Annotated in this window: 18 protein-coding genes; 11 read left to right on the top strand and 7 right to left on the bottom strand. The window is 60.8% G+C overall.

The genetic code is table 11. The features are described from left to right. Positions 1-29: 29 nt before the first annotated feature. The gene (locus tag ABQ278_RS04345; RefSeq protein WP_349321379.1) at positions 30-3,389 is read right to left on the bottom strand and encodes a transglutaminase family protein; all 3,360 of its coding nucleotides are present in this window, start codon (positions 3,387-3,389) and stop codon (positions 30-32) included. A 258-nt stretch (positions 3,390-3,647) separates the two neighbouring features. Here ABQ278_RS04345 and ABQ278_RS04340 point away from each other — a divergent pair, with 258 nt between their 5' ends. From ABQ278_RS04340 to ABQ278_RS04320, 5 genes are all read left to right on the top strand, one after another. Continuing rightward, the gene (locus ABQ278_RS04340; RefSeq protein WP_349321378.1) at positions 3,648-5,540 is read left to right on the top strand and encodes a class II glutamine amidotransferase; all 1,893 of its coding nucleotides are present in this window, start codon (positions 3,648-3,650) and stop codon (positions 5,538-5,540) included. 61 nt (positions 5,541-5,601) lie between these two features. After that, positions 5,602-7,059 carry a circularly permuted type 2 ATP-grasp protein gene (locus ABQ278_RS04335; RefSeq protein WP_349321377.1) on the top strand — a complete coding sequence of 486 codons (1,458 nt, stop codon included), beginning with the start codon at positions 5,602-5,604 and terminating at the stop codon, positions 7,057-7,059. Next, entirely contained in the window at positions 7,059-7,997 is a 939-nt protein-coding gene (locus ABQ278_RS04330; protein WP_018080975.1) for an alpha-E domain-containing protein, read from the top strand. The genes ABQ278_RS04335 and ABQ278_RS04330 overlap by 1 nt, the downstream gene beginning before the upstream one ends. Before the next feature lie 171 nt (positions 7,998-8,168). Further along, a complete protein-coding gene (locus ABQ278_RS04325; protein WP_349321376.1) occupies positions 8,169-9,221 on the top strand; it encodes a hypothetical protein in 1,053 nt (350 codons plus the stop codon). A 205-nt stretch (positions 9,222-9,426) separates the two neighbouring features. Continuing rightward, positions 9,427-10,689: an ROK family transcriptional regulator gene (locus ABQ278_RS04320; protein WP_349321375.1), complete on the top strand. Its 1,263-nt coding sequence runs from the start codon at positions 9,427-9,429 to the stop codon at positions 10,687-10,689. Between the two features lie 98 nt (positions 10,690-10,787). Here the strand turns inward: ABQ278_RS04320 and ABQ278_RS04315 are convergent, their stop codons facing one another. The 6 genes from ABQ278_RS04315 to ruvC form a co-directional block, all read right to left on the bottom strand. Next, positions 10,788-11,450: an NrsF family protein gene (locus tag ABQ278_RS04315; protein WP_349321374.1), complete on the bottom strand. Its 663-nt coding sequence runs from the start codon at positions 11,448-11,450 to the stop codon at positions 10,788-10,790. Continuing rightward, the gene (locus ABQ278_RS04310) at positions 11,443-11,991 is read right to left on the bottom strand and encodes a sigma-70 family RNA polymerase sigma factor (RefSeq protein ID WP_349321373.1); all 549 of its coding nucleotides are present in this window, start codon (positions 11,989-11,991) and stop codon (positions 11,443-11,445) included. The genes ABQ278_RS04315 and ABQ278_RS04310 overlap by 8 nt, the downstream gene beginning before the upstream one ends. Before the next feature lie 27 nt (positions 11,992-12,018). Then, positions 12,019-13,131 (bottom strand): flagellin, encoded by a 1,113-nt coding sequence (locus ABQ278_RS04305; RefSeq protein ID WP_349321372.1) that lies wholly within the window; start codon positions 13,129-13,131, stop codon positions 12,019-12,021. Positions 13,132-13,303: 172 nt separating this feature from the next. Further along, on the bottom strand, positions 13,304-14,338 hold the full coding sequence (gene ruvB / locus ABQ278_RS04300) for a Holliday junction branch migration DNA helicase RuvB (RefSeq protein WP_349321371.1): 1,035 nt from the start codon (positions 14,336-14,338) through the stop codon (positions 13,304-13,306). After that, positions 14,339-14,950 (bottom strand): Holliday junction branch migration protein RuvA, encoded by a 612-nt coding sequence (gene ruvA, locus ABQ278_RS04295; protein WP_349321370.1) that lies wholly within the window; start codon positions 14,948-14,950, stop codon positions 14,339-14,341. Further along, positions 14,947-15,456 carry a crossover junction endodeoxyribonuclease RuvC gene (gene ruvC / locus ABQ278_RS04290; RefSeq protein WP_026172658.1) on the bottom strand — a complete coding sequence of 170 codons (510 nt, stop codon included), beginning with the start codon at positions 15,454-15,456 and terminating at the stop codon, positions 14,947-14,949. The genes ruvA and ruvC overlap by 4 nt, the downstream gene beginning before the upstream one ends. A gap of 197 nt (positions 15,457-15,653) precedes the next feature. Here ruvC and ABQ278_RS04285 point away from each other — a divergent pair, with 197 nt between their 5' ends. From ABQ278_RS04285 to ABQ278_RS04260, 6 genes are all read left to right on the top strand, one after another. Continuing rightward, on the top strand, positions 15,654-17,447 hold the full coding sequence (locus ABQ278_RS04285; RefSeq protein WP_349321369.1) for a hypothetical protein: 1,794 nt from the start codon (positions 15,654-15,656) through the stop codon (positions 17,445-17,447). Positions 17,448-17,522: 75 nt separating this feature from the next. Next, complete coding sequence (locus ABQ278_RS04280) at positions 17,523-17,870, top strand: DMT family protein (RefSeq protein WP_349322099.1); 348 nt, start codon at positions 17,523-17,525, stop codon at positions 17,868-17,870. Between the two features lie 77 nt (positions 17,871-17,947). Then, positions 17,948-19,006, top strand: coding sequence for an alpha/beta hydrolase-fold protein (locus ABQ278_RS04275; protein ID WP_349321368.1), 1,059 nt, complete (start codon positions 17,948-17,950; stop codon positions 19,004-19,006). Positions 19,007-19,162: 156 nt separating this feature from the next. Continuing rightward, on the top strand, positions 19,163-19,516 hold the full coding sequence (locus tag ABQ278_RS04270) for a PadR family transcriptional regulator (protein WP_018080987.1): 354 nt from the start codon (positions 19,163-19,165) through the stop codon (positions 19,514-19,516). Between the two features lie 3 nt (positions 19,517-19,519). Beyond that, the gene (locus tag ABQ278_RS04265) at positions 19,520-20,080 is read left to right on the top strand and encodes an HAAS signaling domain-containing protein (RefSeq protein ID WP_349321367.1); all 561 of its coding nucleotides are present in this window, start codon (positions 19,520-19,522) and stop codon (positions 20,078-20,080) included. A gap of 10 nt (positions 20,081-20,090) precedes the next feature. Beyond that, positions 20,091-20,879: a GIN domain-containing protein gene (locus tag ABQ278_RS04260; RefSeq protein WP_349321366.1), complete on the top strand. Its 789-nt coding sequence runs from the start codon at positions 20,091-20,093 to the stop codon at positions 20,877-20,879. Positions 20,880-20,964 lie beyond the last annotated feature (85 nt).

The raw sequence follows: 20,964 nt of genomic DNA, 5'->3' as shown, positions 1-20,964 counted from the left end.
GACGTTCCCCCAAACATGGGAAAGTCATATCAAGGCTTCCAGCGCAGGTCCAGTGTATGCGGGTAATCGGGATTGATCACCACCGGCGGCACCTTAATACGGCCAGCCGTATGGGTCGGCGCCTCGAAGCGCGACAGGCGACGCCCTTCGGCCTCGTTCTCGTTGAGCGGCAGGGTGTCGTAATTGCGTCCGCCCGGGTGCATAACGTGATATTTGCAGCCGCCGAGCGACCGTTCCAGCCGCGTGTCGAGCACATCGAATTTCAGCGGCGTATTGATCGGCAGGTTGGGATGCAAGGCAGACCATGGGTTCCACGCCTTGTAACGGATTCCCGCCACCTGAACATTGCCGTCGCGCGTGGGGGAAAGCGGAAGGCGCAGGCCGTTGCAGGTAACGACGTGCTGCGACGACACCGCGCCTTTGAGCAGGATTTCCATGCGCTCGACCGATGAGTTGACCCCGCGCGATGTGCCGCCGGCGCTCGATTCCTCGCCCATTACCGGCCACGGCTCCAGCGCGTTTTTCAGTTCGAGCGTCACCCCGCCGATCTGCACCTGCCCGACGCTCGGGAAGCGGAAATCGAAGAAAGGCACGAACCAGTCCGGCGAGAAATTGAAGCCGCTACGACCGAGATAATCGAGCACCTCGGTCAGGTCTTCATGGACATAATGCCCCAGCATGAAGCGATCGTGCAGTTGCGTGCCCCAGCGCACCAGCGGCGCCTTGTAAGGTTTCTTCCAGAAGGACGCGACAAGCGCCCGGATCAGCAGGGCCTGGATCAGGTTCATCTGCGGATGCGGGCTCATCTCGTAGCCGCGCATTTCCAGCAATCCTAAGCGCCCGCGATCTGAGTCCGGCGAATAGAGCTTGTCGATGCAGAATTCAGCGCGGTGGGTATTGCCGGTCAGGTCGACCAGGAGGTTGCGCAACAGGCGATCGACCAGCCACGGCGCGGTCTCCTCGGTGCCATCCGGCATATTTTTCAGCGCAATTTCAAGCTCATAGAGCGTATCGTGGCGCGCCTCATCAATGCGCGGTGCTTGCGAGGTGGGCCCGATATAGAGGCCGGAGAAGAGATAGCTCAAGGAGGGATGGTTCTGCCAGAAGGTGATCATCGAGCCCAGCACATCCGGCCGGCGCAGGAAGGGGCTGTCTTCCGGTCTTGAGGCGCCCATCACGATATGGTTGCCACCGCCGGTGCCGATGCGCTTGCCGTCGATCATGAACTTGTCGGCGATCAGGCGGGCCTGCGTCGCCTCTTCATAGACAGTGGTGATGATGTTTTTCAGCTCGCTCCATGAGCGCGCCGGCTGGATATTGACCTCGATGACGCCGGGATCAGGCGTGACCGACATGCTCTCGACGCGGTGATCGCGCGGTGGCGAATAGCCTTCGATCACCACCGGGATTTTCAGCGATGTCGCCACGGCCTCGATGGCGTGGATCAGGTCGAGATAGTGTTCGATATAGGTCAGGGGCGGCAGGAAGAGGAACAGCTTGCCGTGACGGATTTCAGCGCAGATCGCCGAGCGGATCAGGCCGTTCACCTCTTTTCCTCCCCTGCTTGCGGGGAAGATGGCGCGCGTAGTCGCGCCGGAGGGGGCCACTTCACTTACGGTCCCCCCTTCCGCCTTCGCCGTAACCGGGGCGGCAGAAGCCAGGCTGTCCCTGTAGGCTTTTACGGTTTTCGCGCTATCCGCCAGTGCCCCGGTTTCGGCAAAAGGCGAGCGCGGCGGGAAGAAATGCTCTTCCGCCAGCACCGGATCCACCACCGGCAGCGCGCCCAGCGGCAGACGCAGGCCCACCGGGGAGTCTCCCGGTATCAGCATCATCTTGTCGGTGCGGAACTTCCAGGCATTGCTGATCCAGCCGTCGGTCTTGGCCGAAAAGGCCAGCGGCAGGACATAGCCGGTCGGTTTGCCGACATTCTCATCCAGTTTGGCCTGCAGGCGCTTGCGCTCGGTCGCTTCAAAGAGATCGGCCTTGAGCATTTCGCCCTCGGCCGGAATGCGCTGCTCTTTCCACAGCAGATAAGGAATATCCTCATAGGCCGACAGCACGTAATCCGCGCCGACGCCCAGCACATCAGCCAGTTTAGCGAGGAAATCCCCCGCCACCGCCGGCTTGAGGTCGCTCCTGGCTTCCGGATCGGCCAGCAAGGCCTGATCGAGCCACACCGGCTGACCGTCATGGCGCCAGTACATGTTCATCGCCCAGCGCGGCAGGATTTCGCCGGGATACCACTTGCCCTGCGCGTGCTGCGCCAGGGCGCCGGTGGCGAAGCGCGCCGAAAGCCGCTGGAAGAGATCGTAGCCCAGCTTCTTTTTGTTGTCGGAAAGCGCCGAGAAATGCCACTCATCGCCCAGACGATCGTCGAGACTGACAAAGGTCGGCTCGCCGCCCATGGTCAGGCGGACATCGCCCTCGACCAGCTTTTGATCGACCTGTTCGCCGAGCGCATCGATCGCCTGCCATTCGGAATCCGAATAGGGCTTGGTGACGCGGCGGCTTTCATAGATGCGCGTGACACCCATCTCGTGCGCGAAGGTCGATTCCGCTCGCTCGTGCGCGCCGGTGATCGGCGCTGCACTGGTCGGGTTGGGAGCACAACAAAGCGGAATATGGCCTTCGCCGGTGAACATGCCCGAGGTCGGATCAAGACCGATCCAGCCGGCGCCCGGCAGATAAACCTCATACCAGGCGTGCAGATCGGTGACGTCCTGCGACACCCCCGAAGGCCCGTCGAGCGATTCGATATCGGCCTTGAGCTGGATCGAGTAACCGGAGACAAACCGCGTCGCCAGCCCCTTGTGGCGCAGGATCTGACAGGCCAGCCAGGCCATATCGCGGCACGAGCCCTGCAAAAGGTTCAGCGTCTGGGCCGAGGTCTGGATGCCCGGCTCCATGCGCAGGGTATAGCCGAGGTCCCGATTGAGCTTCTGATTGAAGGCGACGAGGTAATCGACGGTCGGTTTTTGATCATCCGGAATCGAGCGGACATAGTCCATCAGGACATCGTCATTTTCCTTGATCTCTAAGTAAGGCGCCAGTTCCTCATGAAGCGCGGCGTCATAGGTGAAGGGGAAGGTCTGGGCGCTGTCTTCCAGAAAGAAGTCGAACGGATTGAAGACCTTGATCTCCAGCACCAGATCGACCGTCACCTTGAACGAAGAGGTCTTTTCCGGAAAGATGATGCGCGCCAGATAATTACCGAAAGGGTCCTGCTGCCAGTTGATGAAGTGGCCCTCGGGCTCGACCTTCAGGGCGTAGGACTGCACATGGGCCCTTGTGTGCGGTGCGGGGCGCAGACGGATGACCTGAGGCCCCAGGGTGATCGGATGATCGTAGCGATAATCCGAAACATGATGCAACGCAGCCAGAATACTCATCGAATAGCGTCTCCAGTCAGATTCCGAAGACAGGCCTGTCTTCGGCTAAGGCGGCCGCCGATCGCGCCCTGTGGCGCTACCCTTGCGGTGATTGAGCTATAAAGATTTACGAAATCGCAAAAAAAGTGTCATGTGCAAATCTTTAGGGACTAGACAGCCGCAATTTTAAAAAGTCTAGTTGCATTGCAATATCCCCATGAAAAAGACAGACTTTTCATGCGGGCAGTAAGGAGCGGGCAACATGGAAAGAAATTTCTTTTGAGCGCGATATCGAGTGACATTCTGGCTTTCAGTTTCGACGGTTTGAGTTCGCCGGCGATCGACCTCAAGTTCCGCAAGGCCGGGGTCAAGGGTGAGCACACGCTGGGCTGGGGCCTGACCTGGTATCCGGGCGACACCAAGGCCGCGATCGTGGCCAAGGACCCCTCCGCACGCGACACCAAATCGCTGCATGGCGCCATGCACGACTGGGACAGTTTCCGCTCGACCGTCTTCTTCTGCAAGGTGCGCGGCGCGGCATCCGGCTACACCCATTTAGAGACACAGCCCTTCTCCCGCAGCTTTGCAGGTCAGGACTGGGTGTTCATGCACAATGGCGATCTCGACAAGACCGCCATGACCAAGCTGCATTTCAACAAGTCGATCTTCCTTGAGCCGATGGGCCGCACAGATTCGGAGCTGGCCTTCTGCTTCCTGCTCGGCAAGGTGCAGGACTATGGCGCCCGCGCGCTGGCCGATATCGATCATCAGGTGCTGCTGAGCTGGTTCCTCCAGCTTGACGATATGGGCAGCGCCGACATGGTGATCTCCGATGGCACCACGGTGGCCGCCTTCTACGGCTCGCAGTCGGAAACCCAGATGTTTTACGGCCGCCTCAAGCCGCCGCACGGCGAGCGCGGCTATCATTCCGAGTCCGCCTCCTTCGCGCTCAACAACCCGCGTGACACCTTCCGCACCGCCATGGTGTTCTGCTCCGCGCCCTTCCGCGAAGGCGACTGGAAGCCGATGCAGAAGGCGCAGTTGATCATCGCCCGCCGTGGCAATCTCGTCTGGACCAATAAGAAGGACGACAAGACCCTGCCGGCGCAGCAGCCCCTGCATGAGCAGGAAGGCCACCTGCAGGGCACGCGCACCGTCCAGCCCAATCTCTTCGCCGACCAGCAGGCGCAGGCCCAGCAGCTTTCCATCGTGCAATCGCTGCAGCAGATGAAGACGGTGCAGCACAACATCCTCAATGTGCGCTCCCTGACCCACGCGCCCGATGGCACGCCCCTCACCTACCGCACCTATGACGTAGTGCACTCGACCGAATATAATTATGAGCATGAGGTCGAGCATTCGACGCACAGCTTCCGCCTGATGCCGGTAGAAGACGCCGTGCAGGAAGTGGTCAACTGCACGCTCAGCATTTCGGCCGAGGGCGAGGACATGCGCTTTGAGGATGTGTTCGGCAATCAGAGCATCCATTACAGCATCATCAAGCCCTACAAGAAGCTGACCATTTCCTGCCGCTCGCTGGTCAAGATCTTCGGCCGTGCCACCGATGACTTCTCGCCGGAAAAGCGCCAGCATTTCATTCCGCTGGCCCTGATGCCCTGGCAGCAGGTGATGATGGAGCCCTATCTGCGCTCCCCTGAACTGCCCGAAACCCAGATTCAGGAACTGCTGATCTACGCCATGAGCTTCGCCGAGCGTAACGGCCGTCACCTGATGGATACGCTGAACGACATCAATCAGAGCATCTACCGCGATTATCGCTATGTGCCAGGCTCGACCTCGCTGAAGACGACGCCGTTCGACGTCTATGCCTCGCGCGAAGGCGTCTGTCAGGATTTCGCCAACCTGTTCATCTGTCTGGCGCGCCTGCTCGGCATCCCGGCGCGCTACCGCGTCGGCTACGTCTTCACCGGCGCCAACTATGAAAACAAGATGCAGTCCGACGCCAGCCACGCCTGGGTGGAGATCTATATCCCCTATCTCGGCTGGCGCGGCTTTGACCCCACCAACGGCATTCTGGTGGCGCAGGATCATATCCGCGTCGCCTGCGGCCGCAACTATCTCGATGCGACCCCCACCGCCGGCACCATCTATCGCGGCGGCGGCAAGGAAGCCCTGCGGGTTCAGGTCACCATGAACGAGGTTTTTAACTGATGTAGACTAGCGGAGCCCCTGTGCGCGCGTATCTGGCACGGGGCGATAACAGACATACTGGATGACGCTCTTGACGCTTGAGACTTATAAGACCGACGGCTTCTACGACGAGCTTTTTGCCGAGAACGGCGTGGCGCATCCAAGCGCCCGGCCGCTGATCGAGCAGATCGACACCCTGACACGCGCCGGCCTCGGCCGGCGGCAAAAGCAGGCGGAAGATATCCTTTATCAGTCGGGTAACACCTTCAATGTCTATGGCGACAAGAAGGGCACCGAGAAGATCCTGCCGTTCGACATCATTCCGCGCATCGTCTCCGGCGCCGACTGGGCCAAGCTGGAGCGCGGCATCGCCCAGCGCATCACGGCGCTCAACCTGTTCATTCAGGACATCTACAACGACCAGAAGATCATCAAGGACAAGGTGGTGCCGGCAGAGTTGATTTTCTCGTCGGCCTGCTACCTCAAGCCCTGCGAAGGCCTGAAGCCGCCCAAGGGCGTATGGACGCATATTTCCGGCACCGATTTCGTCCGTGACGGTGACGGCGAGTTCTACGTGCTGGAGGATAACCTGCGCTGCCCGTCGGGCATTTCCTACGTGCTGGAAAACCGCGCCGTGCTCAAGCGCATTCTGCCGGCCCTCTTCCACACTATGAAGATCCGTCCGGTCTCCGATTATGGCGACCACCTGTACAAAACGCTGAAGCACATCGCGCCCGAAGGCCGGGACGATCCCAACATCATCGTGCTGACCCCCGGCATCTACAATTCGGCCTATTTCGAGCACGCCTATCTGGCGCAGCAAATGGGCGTGCCGCTGGCACAGGGCTCCGACCTCGTGGTCGATGATGATGTCGTATACATGCGCACCACCGCCGGTCTGCAGCGCGTCGATGTCATCTACCGCCGCATCGATGACGAGTTCATCGACCCGACCGTCTTCCGCAAGGAATCGCTGCTCGGCGTCCCCGGCATCATGAACGCCTACCGCAAGGGCAATGTGGCCCTGGCCAATGCGCCTGGCACCGGCATCGCCGACGACAAGGCGATCTATGCCTATGTGCCGAAGATCATCAAATACTATCTCGGCGAAGAGGCGATCTCGCACAATGTGCCGACCTATATCTGCGAGGACGACAAGGAGCGCGAGTACGTTCTGGCCAATCTCGACAAGCTGGTGGTCAAGGCGGTCAATCTCTCCGGCGGCTATGGTATGCTGATCGGGCCGAAATCGACCAAAGCCGAGCAGAAGGAATTCGCCGCCCTGATCAAGGCCAAGCCGCGCGACTATATCGCCCAGCCGACGCTCTCGCTGTCACGCGCCCCGACCCTCATCGGCAACGGCATCGAAGGCCGCCATGTCGATTTCCGCCCCTATTCGCTCTACGGCGAGGATATCTTCACCCTGCCCGGTGGCCTGACTCGCGTCGCCATCAAGAAGGGCTCGCTCGTGGTGAACTCTTCGCAAGGCGGCGGCTCGAAAGATACATGGGTGCTTGAAGATGAAGCGGAGGCAAACTGATGCTGAGCCGTGTCGCCAACTCGATCTACTGGATGGCCCGCTATCTCGAACGCGCCGATTGCGTGGCGCGCTTCATCGACGTCAACACGCATCTGATGCTCGATCTGGCGCTCGATCAGAATTCGGCCCAGTGGTATCCTCTGATCGCCACCTCCGGTGATGACGAGGACTTCACCCGCCGCTACAAGCAGGCGGATGAAAGCACCGTGGTCAAGTTCATGACCTTCGATCGCAATAATCCCAATTCGATCCTGCAATGTATCTTCCGTGCCCGCGAAAACGCCCGCACGGTGCGCGAGGTCATTCCGGTCGAGATGTGGGAGAAGATCAACGAGCTTTACCACCTGACGCAAAGCCAGAGCCGCAAGCGCTCAGTGGCCGATCTGCAGGACTATTACCGCGAGGTGCGCCAGTCTGGCCACCTGTTCACCGGCCTGATGCACAACACCATGAGCCGCGACATGGGCTGGCAGTTCGCCCACCTTGGCCAGATGCTGGAGCGCGCTGATAAGACCGCCCGCCTGCTCGATGTGAAATACTTCCTGCTGCTGCCGCACAACGACGTCTGGAAAGACAGCGCCTATGACGCCGTGCAGTGGGGCGCCGTGCTCAAATCGGTCAACGCGCTGGAAATGTACCGCCAGCAGTTCCACACCATCAACTACAAGGACGTGACGCAGTTCCTGCTGTTCTCCAAGGCCTTCCCGCGCTCGGTCCTCTTCTGTCTGGAAGATGCCTCCGCCGCCCTCGACACCCTGACGCACGACAAAGCCGAGGCCAACAAGGCGACACGCGAAATGGCGATCCTGTGCAAGACCATCCATAGCTCCGACGCCAGCCATATCATCTCGGCCGGCCTGCACGAGTTCATCGATATCTTCCAGTACAACCTCAACCTGGTCGACGAAGCGATCTACGAAAGCTATTTCAAGGATTAGAGCGTCTTCCGATCTGATTGGATCAGATCGGCCTCTAAATTTTAGTTTTGACGCACTTTTTAATCCGAAAAGTGCGCCAAACTTTTCGCACAGCGCTCTGAGCTTCGTCTTTCAAAGCTTTCGATTCCCGCGGTCATATGATACGGTATATCCTTATCATATGGGGGAATCATGCGGTATCAGGCCTGTTTAATCGTCCTTGCCACCTGCCTTGCCTTTCCGGCACTCGCTCAGGATAATGCCGATGTCGAAGCCCTCAAGGCGGCGGTATTGCAAAACGCCGATCCCGATTACCACAACCTGCCGCTGGCGCTCGACAAGAGCGGCAAGATGCTCCAGCATTTTACCCAAACCAAGACAACCACGCGCGGCGGCATCACCCAGAGTGGTACCGGCACCAGCGATTACAGCCTTGCCTATAGCGAAACCGATGACGGTTATCGCGTCACCAAGACCCTGCTCAAGTTCTCGATCTCCGATGTCACCGATCCGGCCATCAAAGAGGGTATGAACGACCCGGCCGCGGCAAAGATGATGGAAAACCTGACCTCGGCACTCTCCCCGCTCAGCTATAGCGCCGATGAAAGCCTGTCGCCGGTCCTGATCGAGGACTGGGAAGGCACCAAAGCCCGCGTGCTGAAAGCCATGGACGAATTGATGACCAGCGGTGGCGCGTCACCTCAGGAAGCCGCGCAACTGAAACAGGCCATGGCCGTCGTCTATGACCAACTCACGCCGGAGACCGCCACCGGCATGTTCCTCGAAGCCGACCGTATGATGGGCCTGCCACACAATATCGGCCTAAGCCTGAAAAAGCCGATCACGGCCTCCGGCCAGATCCAGATGCCGCTGGGTGGTCAGCCAGTCGACGCTCAGGAAAGCATCGCCCTCATAAGCTGGAATGATGCCGGCAATACGGCGCATGTCAGCTATGACTACGCCCCAACACCGGAGTCATTGAAGGCCTACCTAACCACCTTCCTGCCCACATTCATGAAACAGGCAGGCGCGCCCGCCGCCGCCATTACCGAGCTGAAAACCGCGATGTCGTCCGCGTCACCAGATGACTTTATGAAGGTCACCACGCACTGCGATTACGACATGGCCATTGATACTGGTGTCGTGACCAAGGGCGTCTGTGAGAAGGTCGTGGCGATGAATTTTATGGGTGAAAAAGGGGGCTCCACGGAACGCCTGGAATTTAGCGAATCCTTCGTCCACTGACAAAAACCTACGCTCACAGCCTTAAGATTAGTCTTACAATTTAAAGCGAGACGTCCTATAGATGAAAGCGGGGCAAAGCTTCGCCGGTTAAGGGAATGACCGGAAATTCTTACCACACAAGCGCCACCAGGGCGTGCATAGAAACGGCCTGTAACGGAAATATCCGCACGGGGAAATGCTAATACTTACCCCGGAGGGGTTGCAAATGGGTGCGGATAACAGAGGTGCGGATCTTAGAGATGCAGATGGGCGCACGGTTGCGGACAGCGAGTCACCCAGGGTGCATACCCTTGGTGACTCGCTGTCCGGCACCAATCTGGAGCGCGCCGGCGACCATAATCAGCGCGTCACCCTGCAGGCCGTGCGCGCCGCAGGCGCTCCCATCACCCGTGCAGATATCGCCGACCTGACCGGTCTGACCGCCCCGGCCATCGCCAACATCACCAAGCGCTTGCTCAATGACGGCATGATCCTCAAGGCCGGCCGGCAGTTCGGCGGTCGCGGCCAGCCGGCCACCAAGCTGGTGGTCAATCCCGACGGCGCCTTCTCCATCGGCCTCAATATCGACCGCGACCACATCGCCATCGTGGCGCTCGATTTCCTCGGCAATGTGCGCGCCCGCGCCTGCCGCGAAGTCCATTTCGCCATGCCCGATGAGGTCGTGGCCTTTTTCAAGGCCGAAGTCGACAAGATCGTCGCCGACAAGATCATCGATCTGGAGCGCCTCGTCGGTATCGGCATCGGCCTGCCCGATGATCTCGGCCGCGTGCCGGTGGCCAATCGCCCGGACGCCTATCAGGTCTGGTCGGAGATTGACGTCGCCGCGCTGTTTAATGAAGTGCTGCCGGTGCCGGTCTACATCGAAAACGACGCCGCCGCCGCCTCGATCGGCGAGATGCAGTTCGGCCATGGCCTGCGCAACCGCAGTTTCATCTACACCATCATCAGTGCGGGTCTGGGCGGCGGTCTGGTCATCGACGGCCACTATTATCGTGGCGCCGATGGCCGTTCGGGCGAGATCGGTTTCCTGCCGGTGAAGGACGAAAACGGTCAGTCGCAATCGCTGGAAGACATGGTGTCGCTCTACGCGCTCTATGATTATCTGCGCAAGGCCGGCTTCGAGGTCTCGACGCCTGAGGATCTGGAGAACCTGCCCGCGGAAGCGCAAAGTCGTGTCGATGCCTGGCTTGACCGCGCCGCCAACCATCTGTTCGAGCCGTTTCTGGTCATGAGCTGCGCCATCAATCCGGAAGCGCACTTTATCGGCGGCCGCCTGCCCGCCACCTATATCGAGGCTCTGTGCACGCGTCTGAACAGGAAGTTTGAAGCCTATCACGGCCGGATCAAGACTCTTGCGCCGGTCAAGCGCGCCGAACTGGCGGTCGATGCCGCCGCACGCGGCGCCGGTATCCTGCCGTTCAATGACCGCTATCTGCCGATCCGCGAAGCCCTCATGAAGACGAACTGATGCCACGCCTGGCCAGACTGGCCCTCGCCTTGCTCTATATGCTGGCCGGTATCGCCTTCATAGTGGTCGCCATACGCGCGTGGCTGGCGGCTCACTAACTACCACCTTAGCAGTTTAGAGCCCAAGAGTGCCGCTATGGCGCTGGAAACCGTCACGGCCGTGCCGTAAAACAGCAGAAGATAGATCGCTGCATCCATATTGCAGTGGATCGCATAGGCCGCCGCCATCAGGGACGCCGCCGCCAGGCCGCTCATGGCGCCCAGCAGCACCGGATGCGAAGTCGCCGTCCGGCGCAACCACAGCCGCCACATCGCGACCAGCCCCGCCATGCCACCACAAAGAATGGTTATGAAACAGACATGGCCGCCGCCGTTAAGCTGGCGGGCGAAATTGTCGGTGCCGAAGATCGCCATCTCCGACAGCAGGTTGCCCAGAACCAACCCAAAAACGGCCAATACCGGCAGCAGGTGCAGCAGTTTCAACCGCCCTTCCGGACGGGCCAGATCCGCAACCGCCCATAGCGCGCTGAGCCCCATCACCAGAAAGATCATGGGCTTGCCGATCACCATCAGATTGACCACCGCGCCACCGCGCATCAGGGCAACGATTTCGCCACGCGGACCGTAGAACACAAAAATGTAGATAAGCGCCACCACGAGACCGACCGCCGCGCCGATCCACAGCGGGGCGCTGCGCAACCGCTTCACCGGTGTCAGGTCAGAGGTCAGGCTGTCTAGCAAGGCGTCGTCAGGACTACTCATCCGCCGCCTCCCGCTTTGACACGCCGACCAGGGCCTGCAATTTCTTGAGCCCGCGATGCACGATCACCTTGACCGCCGAGGGGCTCTTGCCGGTGGCGCGCGACACCTCATCGACGCTCATATCCTGCAGTTTATGCAGGCTGATCACCCGTGCCTGATCCTTCGGCAACTGCGCCAGCAGCACCGCCACATCGCGCGCCGCCAGATCGGGCTGCATGCCATCGGCGAGGCCCATTTCCTCGTTCAGCTCGACATGGACATGACGGCCGGTCTTACGCACATAATCGATCAGCTTGTGACGCGCCACCGCGGCGATCCACGGCATGAAGGGCGCATCGGGATTATAGGTGTGGCGTTTCTCGTGTAAGCTCAACAGGGTCATTTGTACCAGATCTTCACCCTCGCTGCCGTGCAGGCGGCGTCGGAAATAGGAAAGCAGCCAGGGCCGCAAGGCGCTGAGCAGCGATCTGTACGCCTGCGCATCACCGCCCTGCGCGGCGCGCATCAGATCCTGCCATTCCTGAGAGTTATACGTCGGCATGGGGCCTATGGTTACAATCGCGCGGCATCAGTTGAACAACTGCAGCAAAACACGCGGCGCCGAATTGGCAATGGCGAGGCTTTGCTGGATCAGGCTCTGCTGTGTCTGATCTGCCTGCCACAGCGCGGACTGCTTTGCAAGGTCGGCATCGACCAGGTCACCGTGGGCGGTCTCCAGAACATCGGCGCGCTTCACGCTCGCCGTTGTCATCCGCTCAAGCCTGTTTTGCAGGGTGCCGAAATAGGCCGCGCTGTCGAGGGTGGTCGACAACGCCGCCTCGACCGTACTGAGAACCGTGGCGGCATCGAGGCTATTCAGATCATTCAGGCCCAGATCGCCTGAGCCCATGGGCTTGTGGGTCATGGACACCGTTTCGCCCGAAGCATAGGCGGTAATCTCGGTCGTGTCCGCCGGGATAAAATTGACCCCCGGAATGTGAAAGCCGCTCGTGCCCCCGGCCCCGCCTGGCCCCGAGGCGGAAATAGAATAGGTCATGGTATGGTTATCCCAGCCGGCTTCATAATCATGCTGGATGACCTTGTTGTCGCTGAACGCCGGTCCCGAACTGTAGTTGAACGTGTACTGACTGCCGTCCCCCCAGTCTATATTGACGTTGGCATTGTTGACGTTATGGAGATTAAGGTAAAAGTCCATGCGACCGGCGCCATTACCCGCATCATAATTGACGTAGGATGACCCGCCGCCGACAATGCCCCCATAAGGTCGGCCCCAGTTCTGCGTAGCCTTGCCGCTGGTTTGCAGCAGATTGATGCCGTTGAAATCACTGGTTTTGGCCGTGCTGTCGAGCTGGCTGTTGAGGGCGTTCAGATCATCCCTGACCGATTGCAGGGCCTCAGGCGACAGCGATGTGTCATTGAGCATGAGCGCGCGCTCGTGCATCTGGCCCAGCAGGTCCGTGATCGCCTCGGCCGAACCTCTGGCGACATCCACAATGGACTGCGCGCGGGAAAGATTGTTCTGCACCACACCTTGCGACATCTGATCGCTTTTGATGCGGGTGGCGATGGCGTAGGCGGCACCATCATCTCGGGCTGTTTGCACCTTGAGGCCAGAAGAGATCTGGGCGCGGGTTGTATCCATCCTACGGTTCAGGCTGGCCAGTCCCTGACGGGCTAACATCGAACCTTCATTGCTCAGGAGGGATAACATAAAATGCGCGTTCCTAACATCATCTCCAGAAACGCGGAGTCAGAAAAATAACTACCTTGAATATGCCTAACAAATTTTTAAATGGGGGTTAAGATTTATCCATAAAACGCAAACAAAGCACACGGTGCTGATGGACCAAATCTTATGAGTTAAAGAGGTCCGGCGTCGGCGCGGCCTGCGCCGGCGGCGTCAGGCCGAGATGCAGATAGGCGCGCGCGCAGGCCGTGCGACCACGCTGGGTGCGCTGGATAAAACCCTGCTGCAGCAGGTAGGGCTCGATCATGTCCTCGACCGCATCCTTGGCCTCAGCAATCGCCGCCGCCAGGGTTTCCAGCCCCACCGGCCCGCCGCCATAGTTCTCGATCAGGGCGCGCAGATAGCGCCGGTCTGAGTGATCAAGCCCGACCGCATCGACTTCGAGACGCGCCAAAGCCTTGGCCGCCGCCTTTTTATCGATCACCGCCGTGCCATCGGCTGCCGCGAAATCGCGCACGCGGCGCAGTAAACGCCCGGCCACGCGCGGCGTACCACGCGAGCGCGAGGCGATCTCGAGCGCACCATCTTCCGAGACCTGGGCGCCCATCTTGCGGCCCGTGCCCATGACTACGCGCACCAGTTCTTCAGGCGTATAGAATTCGAGCCGCAGCGGAATGCCGAAGCGATCACGCAAGGGAGTCGACAGCAAGCCAGCCCGCGTCGTGGCGCCCACCAGCGTGAACGGCGCCAGGTCGATGCGTACCGTGCGCGCCGCCGGCCCGTCACCGATGATCAGGTCGAGCACGTAGTCTTCCATGGCCGGATAGAGGATTTCCTCGACCACCGGATGCAGGCGGTGGATTTCATCGATAAACAGCACATCGTTGGGTTCGAGATTGGACAGGATCGCCGCCAGATCGCCCGCCTTGGCCAGCACCGGCCCGGACGTGGCGCGAAAACCAACACCCAGTTCACGCGCCACGATCTGCGCCAGCGTCGTCTTGCCCAGCCCCGGCGGACCATAAAACAGCACGTGATCGAGCGCCTCGGCGCGCTGCGCCGCCGCCGCCACAAAGACCTTCAGATTGGCCTTGAGCGGCGCCTGCCCGACGAAATCATCGAAATTCTGCGGCCGCAGCGCACGATCCTGTGCGCGCTCCTCGAAATCGTTATCGGATTCGCCTGAAATAAGCCTCGCCATTTACTTGCCCAACGCCTTCAGCGAGGCACGGATAACCGCCGCCAGCTCCGCCTCAGGCCCCAGAGTCTTCAGGGCGCTGTCGACCGCGATACGTGATTGCTGCTCGGAAACGCCCAGCCCCATCAGGGCAGCGACGCTCTCGCCATTGACCGTCGGCGTCACGGCCGCCGGCGCATAGCCGGCAGAGGCGATCGGCGCGAATTCGGCGCTCATCAGCACCTTGCCCTTAAGTTCGATAACGATGCGCTGCGCGAGCTTGGGCCCGACGCCATTGGCGCGCCCCACCGCCGTCTTGTCCTCGTGCGCCACCGCCTGCGCCAGTTGCTGCGGCGTCAGGATATCGAGCACGCTCAGCGCCGCCTTCGGCCCCACGCCCTGCACGCCCTGCAAAACCACATAGGCCTTGCGCTCATCCTTGTTGAGGAAGCCGTAAAGCCGGGTACCGTCCTCGCGCGTCTGGCTTTCGATATGCAGGATCACCTCGGCGCCCAGTTCGGGCATGTTGGCGATGGTGCGGATGCCGCAGCGCACGATGTAACCGACGCCGCCGCATTCGACCAGCACCTCCTCGTCGGTGGTTTCCAGCAAAAGCCCGCGCAAACGCCCGATCATGCGACACTCCGTTTCAAACTCGCCATCTTGCGCTTATGGGCGTGCGTGATGGCGCACGCAAGCGCATCGGCCGCATCGGCCTTCATCTTCGGATCGGCCTTGGGCAGCAGGCGCTTGACCATGAACAACACCTGATCCTTGTCGGCACGGCCGGCGCCCACCACCGATTTCTTGATATCGAGCGCAGCATATTCCGCCACCAGCATACCGGCCTTCGCGGGCGCCAGCATGGCGGCGGCGCGGGCGTGACCGAGCTTGAGCGTCGAGGCCGGGTTCACATTGACGAACACCTCCTCGATGGCCGCCTCATCGGGCGTCCATTCGGCAATGACATCGCTCAAACGGTCGAACAGTTCCAGCAGGCGCACCGAAAGGTCGGCATCGGTCGCCGGCTCGATGACACCATGCGCCACCCAGCTCAGGCGCGCGCCCTCGACGTCGATCAGCCCCCAGCCGAGCCGTCTCAAACCGGGATCGAGCCCTAATATACGCACCACGTTCTTCATATGTTCGCTTTTATCCGCAAGTTCTGACTCGCGCAATGGCCAAGCCGGCAGTTTGGCCGCAAAGTTGCACAACAGCCTCTTATCAGGCCAGAAATCGTCTTTCTGGCACAGGTTTTAGAGATAAGCCCCACGAGAGCATTGCCATAAGGCCAAAGCTGGGGTTAATGTTTTATGAAGATTAGCGTTGCGGGGGCCGCATGAGCAGTTCGAACTTGACCTTGAATGCCGATGACCGTGGGACGAGCACGACACGCAAGCCCGGCGCTGCGGGATTTCTGATTCTCGCCGTGCTGGCCGCCGCCCTGAGCGCCTTCGCGCTCTATAAGGGGCAGGCCCCGGTTCGCACCCCCTTCCCCGAAGACTGGATCATCTGGGCGCGCGGCACCGCCGCCTGGGCCGGCATCCTGGCGCTTGGCGCCTTTCTGCTGCTGATCGGCGTGATCGGCACGCTCCGCAACCTGCTGCCTGCGCCCAAACCTGCGGTGTCTGCGCCGCGCCGTAAGTCCAGGCCGGAAGCGGTCGAGGCCGCGCCCGCGCCGGTCATGGCCGTGGCTGAGGACATGCAGTTGGCCACCCGCGCCGCCGAGAGCCGCGGCACTCTGCATTTCAACGCCCGTACGCTGGAAAGGGCTCCGGCTTTTGAAAGCCAGCAGGCCGTTGAGGCGATGCCTGACAATGTTCATATCGAAGCAGCCCCCGTCGCTGTCGAGCCCCCGCACATCGAGGTTCAGTCGCTGGAGCGTGCCATCTTCACCGATCACGCCGCCTTCTCCGATAACGCGTCGGATAGCTTCATGACGCGCCATCCCGAAGTCGTGGTCGAGACCGTCGCCGAGGTGCCTGCTTTTGATTCCAGCGCCGCTCTGGCTGATACCCATGGCCTGACCATCACCACGCCCACGGCGCAGATCATTCCGCTGCATCCGCCTGTTGAAACCGTGGCCGCGCAGGATGAGGATCACGATCCGCTGGCCGCCGCCCTGCTGCGCGAAACACCCGATGTCGTGACGCACGCGCCGCAAGGCGATATCAACGCCGTTATCAGCTCGGCCATGCGTTTCGCCCCGCAAAGCGAACCGCACGTCGCTGTCGAGCCGACAGCCGCGCCAGAGGCTGTGCCAGAGGCCATACCGGCCGCGCTGACAGAGCTCGTGACACAGGAAATCGTCGCTGATGTCCTGCCCGCACCGGTCGTGCCCGCGCCGGTCGTCATCGACGATGAAGCCGAAATCCGTCAGGCCGTACAAACCGCCCTGTCGGTCTGGCCCGATGCCACCCGCGCCATCGCCGCCGACGAGCTGAGCACGCGCATTTCGCGCCTCTATTATGATAAGTCGGCCGCCAGCCAGAAGGCCTTCCAGCTTGTCGCTTCCGGTGACCTGTCCGCCGCTTCCGCCGCCCTGGCCAATCACGCCGATGCTCTGGCGCTGGCGGGCAACCATGCCGAAGCCGCCGAGTTGTGGCGCGTGTCCGGCGCGCTCCATATGGGCCGCGATGACAGCAAGGCCATGGCCGCCTATGAGCATGTGTCCGAACTCGACCCGAACGACGCCAACATCCACCTCTACCTGACGCGCCGGTATCAGATGTCGGGCGACACTGCCAAACTGCCTGCCGTCATCGGCCGTGCGCTCGGCGCCATCAGCGATCCGGCCACGCGCGCCGAACTGCTGGCGCCCTATGCCGATCTCAAGCTCAAGGCGGGCGATGCCAGGGCCGCAGGCGATGCCTTTGAGGAACTGAGCCGCCTGCACGAAACCACCGCCTATCTCAAACCCGATGATGTCGGGGCGCGTTCGACCCACGCCATCACCCTGGCGCGCTATGCCCAGGCGCGCGAAATGCAGGGCGCTTTCGATCAGGCCGGTCCGCTCTACAAAAAGGCCTACGGGGTTTTCGCGGATCTCTCGGCGCTGAAACCGGAGCATCCCGGCCTGCGCGCCATGGCGGAAAACGCCCTGAAAGATGCCCAGCGCTTCAATATGGCATAAGGCCTGCTTGGATTTTTATTTACGCCGCGCTAACAGCGTGAAAATTGTGCGTGAATCCCTGGAGCCTCCCCCGTGCTGAAACTATCCCCCGCCGTATCGACCATCGCATTGCTGGTCTGCTCCAACCTGTTCATGACCATGGCGTGGTATGGCCACCTCAAGTTCAAGATGGAAAAGTTGTGGGTGGTCGTGCTGGTCAGTTGGGGCATCGCCTTCTTCGAATACTGCTTTCAGGTGCCGGCCAACCGCATCGGTTACGGCACGTTTTCAGCCGCTCAGCTCAAAACCATTCAGGAAGTCATTACCCTTGTGGTTTTTGTCATCTTTTCCGCGCTTTATCTTGGCGAACCGCTGAAATGGCAGACCGCCATCGGCTTTACCCTGATCGCCTGTGGCGCCGGATTTGTGTTTTACAAGCCGTAAAAACAGCCCAAATAACAGCGTCATCAATTTGCCTGTTTTCGCGCCGATCCTCGCGTAATGGCAAGGGAGGCGCGGTTATGGGCTCAGGACTTACACGTTTCAGCTTTCTCTCCGGAGGTCTGGCCTTTGCGGCCTTGCCCGCCCTGGCGGCAACAGCAAGCCGGACGGAGGCGCGCACTATTGCCTCGAAACAATTTACCCAGAACAAGATCGGCCTGAGTCCGGATCGCGCGATCAGCGTCTACCTGCCAGCCGGTTATGATACCGGCAAGCAACGCTATCCGGTCATCTATGTCCTGCCCAATCTCTTCGATACCGATACGACGCTCTTCGCCAGCTATGGCGCGCAGGCGATCTTCGATGCCGCCATCACCAAAGGCCTGATCGGCGAGGTCATCATCGTGTCGGCCGATTTCAGCACGCCGCTCGGTTCCTCGCTCTATGTCAATTCCCCAGTCACCGGCAACTGGGAAGACTATATGATCAGCGAACTGGTGCCCTATATCGACAGAACCTACCGCACCCTGCCCGCCGCCGCCTCACGCGGTGTTGCCGGCGATCGCATGGGCGGTCACGGTGCCCTCCGTTTCGGCATGAAGCATCCCGATATGTTCGGCTCGGTCTATGCGCTCCATCCGGTCGGTACAGGCAACGGCGTCCAGATCATGCAGGGGCGGCCGAACTGGGATCTCCTCAGCCAGGCGACAGCGCTCGAAGACGTCAAGGCCGATATTTTCTCGCAGATCTTCACCGCCATCTATCAGGCCCATCTGCCCAATCCGGGCAAGGCGCCGCTGTTCGTTGACCTGCCCGCCAAAAAGGTCAATGGCGAACTGGTGATCGATACCGCTCTCACCGCCAAACTCCAGGACGGTTTTTTCCTCGAACGCATGATCCCGGCCTATGCCGGCAATCTGAAACACCTGCGCGGTTTCAAGTTCGACTGGGGCCGTAATGATGGCAATTTCGACCATGTCTATTCCAATCAGGCCTTCGCCCATAAGCTCGACGAATTCGGCATCGCTTACGAGGCCGAGGAGTATCGCGGATCATGGGGTGAGCGCCATTGGGGACCGAACGGCCGCGTTATGAGCGACGTGCTGCCCTTCTTCGCGCAGCATCTGGCCTTCGCATAAACCGTCTAAAAGCTGAAACCCTTACAGGAACGGCGTTAGCCGAACCTTACTACTATTTAATGATATATACCTTGCATCAACAGGTAGCTTGTCATATTCAATGACCAAGCGGCCTCCTCCCCGGCCGCGACACTTTCAGCGCGTCGAGGACTTCGAATGCCGGAAACCATTGATATACAACTGAAAAAAGGCGTACTTGGCCTTTGCGTCCTGGCCGTGCTGGCGCGCAATGAGAGCTATGCCTACGAGATCGCCAGCCACCTCTCCGATGCCATTGGCATGGGAGAGGGCACGATCTACCCGCTGATGCGCCGCATGCAGACCGACGGCCTGGTCACCACCTATCTGGTGGAATCCTCGTCCGGCCCTTCGCGCAAATATTACAAACTGACCGATGCTGGTCGCGCCGCCCTGGACGCCCAGGCCGCCGAATGGCGCGGTTTCGCCGCGGCGGTCGACGCCCTGCTAGAGCCCGTTCCCGTCGCCAACGCTCCCTTAGAAGAGGCCTGAATCATGACCCGTATCGAATTTCTGGACCGGCTGTGCAAGGGCCTGACCGGGCTGCCGCCCGCCACGCTCAAGGAAATCATGGCCGACTATGAGGCCCACTTCAAGGATGCCGCCGCCGAAGGGCGCTCCGAATCCGAAGTGGCCGCCGCCCTCGGTGATCCCGAACGACTCGCCCGCGAACTGAAGGCAGAAGCCGGCGTCAAAAGCTGGGATGAGGCCAAGACGCCCTCCAACGCCACCGCCGCCATCGTCGGTATCCTAGGCCTCGGCGCGCTCGATATCCTGATCCTGCTGCCACTGCTCGGCGGTGTGGTCGGCACGCTGATCGGCATTTTCGCCGCAGCGATCGGCGGCTTTATCGCCGGTGGTGTCGTCTTCGCGGCAGGTCCCTTCATGGGCCTGCCCGGCGGGATCTTCGCCGCCCTGCTCGGTGGTTTCGGCGCCATGCTGCTGTCCGCCGCCGTCGGCGCCATCACCCTGGCCCTGACCATCTGGCTAGTCAACGGTGTGGTCTGGTTCGCCCGCCTGCATTACCGCGTGCTCAAGCCCGCGCTTGAATCTTAAGGAGACGACCATGATCCGCAAACTTTTCCTCTTCTCCGCCGGTGCCTTTGTCCTGTCGCTGGTCTGCCTGGCCGGTGCCGCCGCCCTCGTCTCCAACGAAGTCGGGACCAAGGGCTGGAATATCGGCCTGATCACCGAAGGTGATCGCGTTCGCATCGGCAAGGGTGAGGCCGGCAAGCCTGAGCCCAGCACCAGCAAGACCCTGGCCTGGACCGGCGGTGACCTGCTAGCCGTCGATCTGCCCGCCGATGTCGTCTATACACAGGGGCCAACCGCCTCGGTGACCATCACCGGCCCGAAGTCGCTCGTCGATCGCATCAAGCTGGAAAACGGGCGCCTGTCGATCGCCGATGGCCCTGACCACAAGGAAAGCATCAACTTCACCTGGGGCAAGGACGGCTTCGACGCCCAAACCAGCCATGAAGGCGCCCGCATCACCGTCACCGCACCGGCGATCAAGCGCTTCGAGATGACCGGCAGCGGCGATCTCGACCTGCGCGGCTATGACCAGCCGTCGATCGATATCAATATCGCCGGCTCCGGTTCGGTCCATGCTGTCGGCCGCACCCAGACGCTCAAGCTCAATGTATCGGGCAGCGGCGACGCCGATCTGGCCGCCCTTCAGGCCAAGGATGCCGACGTCTCGGTCAGCGGTTCGGGCGGCGCCGATGTCTACGCCACCGACAAGGCCAAGATCGATATTTCCGGCTCCGGCAATGTCGATCTGGCCACCAAGCCGGCCAAGGTCGACACCACGATCTCCGGCTCCGGCATGGTCGATCAGGATGACGACAACTAGGGCGTAACGTCCAAGCTAAAGAAGCGTCGGTTCTTAAAGGACCGGCGCTTCTTGGTCCGTCACATCAGCCTGATCCCATCAGGGC

The sequence above is a fragment of the Asticcacaulis sp. MM231 genome (assembly GCF_964186625.1).
Classification (GTDB): Bacteria; Pseudomonadota; Alphaproteobacteria; order Caulobacterales; family Caulobacteraceae; genus Asticcacaulis.
The sequence above is the reverse complement of the archived record's forward strand: the minus strand, read 5'-3'. Positions and strand labels throughout refer to the sequence as shown.

Bases quoted from the DNA above. Each gene is read 5' to 3' on its own strand.
- ABQ278_RS04345 (WP_349321379.1), bottom strand. From the start codon at position 3,389: ATGAGTATTCTGGCTGCGTTGCATCATGTTTCGGATTATCGCTACGAT.
- ABQ278_RS04335 (WP_349321377.1), top strand. From the start codon at position 5,602: ATGACGCTCTTGACGCTTGAGACTTATAAGACCGACGGCTTCTACGAC.
- ABQ278_RS04330 (WP_018080975.1), top strand. From the start codon at position 7,059: ATGCTGAGCCGTGTCGCCAACTCGATCTACTGGATGGCCCGCTATCTC.
- ABQ278_RS04325 (WP_349321376.1), top strand. From the start codon at position 8,169: ATGCGGTATCAGGCCTGTTTAATCGTCCTTGCCACCTGCCTTGCCTTT.
- ABQ278_RS04320 (WP_349321375.1), top strand. From the start codon at position 9,427: ATGGGTGCGGATAACAGAGGTGCGGATCTTAGAGATGCAGATGGGCGC.
- ABQ278_RS04315 (WP_349321374.1), bottom strand. From the start codon at position 11,450: ATGAGTAGTCCTGACGACGCCTTGCTAGACAGCCTGACCTCTGACCTG.
- ABQ278_RS04310 (WP_349321373.1), bottom strand. From the start codon at position 11,991: ATGCCGACGTATAACTCTCAGGAATGGCAGGATCTGATGCGCGCCGCG.
- ABQ278_RS04305 (WP_349321372.1), bottom strand. From the start codon at position 13,131: ATGTTAGCCCGTCAGGGACTGGCCAGCCTGAACCGTAGGATGGATACA.
- ruvB (WP_349321371.1), bottom strand. From the start codon at position 14,338: ATGGCGAGGCTTATTTCAGGCGAATCCGATAACGATTTCGAGGAGCGC.
- ruvA (WP_349321370.1), bottom strand. From the start codon at position 14,950: ATGATCGGGCGTTTGCGCGGGCTTTTGCTGGAAACCACCGACGAGGAG.
- ruvC (WP_026172658.1), bottom strand. From the start codon at position 15,456: ATGAAGAACGTGGTGCGTATATTAGGGCTCGATCCCGGTTTGAGACGG.
- ABQ278_RS04285 (WP_349321369.1), top strand. From the start codon at position 15,654: ATGAGCAGTTCGAACTTGACCTTGAATGCCGATGACCGTGGGACGAGC.
- ABQ278_RS04275 (WP_349321368.1), top strand. From the start codon at position 17,948: ATGGGCTCAGGACTTACACGTTTCAGCTTTCTCTCCGGAGGTCTGGCC.
- ABQ278_RS04270 (WP_018080987.1), top strand. From the start codon at position 19,163: ATGCCGGAAACCATTGATATACAACTGAAAAAAGGCGTACTTGGCCTT.
- ABQ278_RS04265 (WP_349321367.1), top strand. From the start codon at position 19,520: ATGACCCGTATCGAATTTCTGGACCGGCTGTGCAAGGGCCTGACCGGG.
- ABQ278_RS04260 (WP_349321366.1), top strand. From the start codon at position 20,091: ATGATCCGCAAACTTTTCCTCTTCTCCGCCGGTGCCTTTGTCCTGTCG.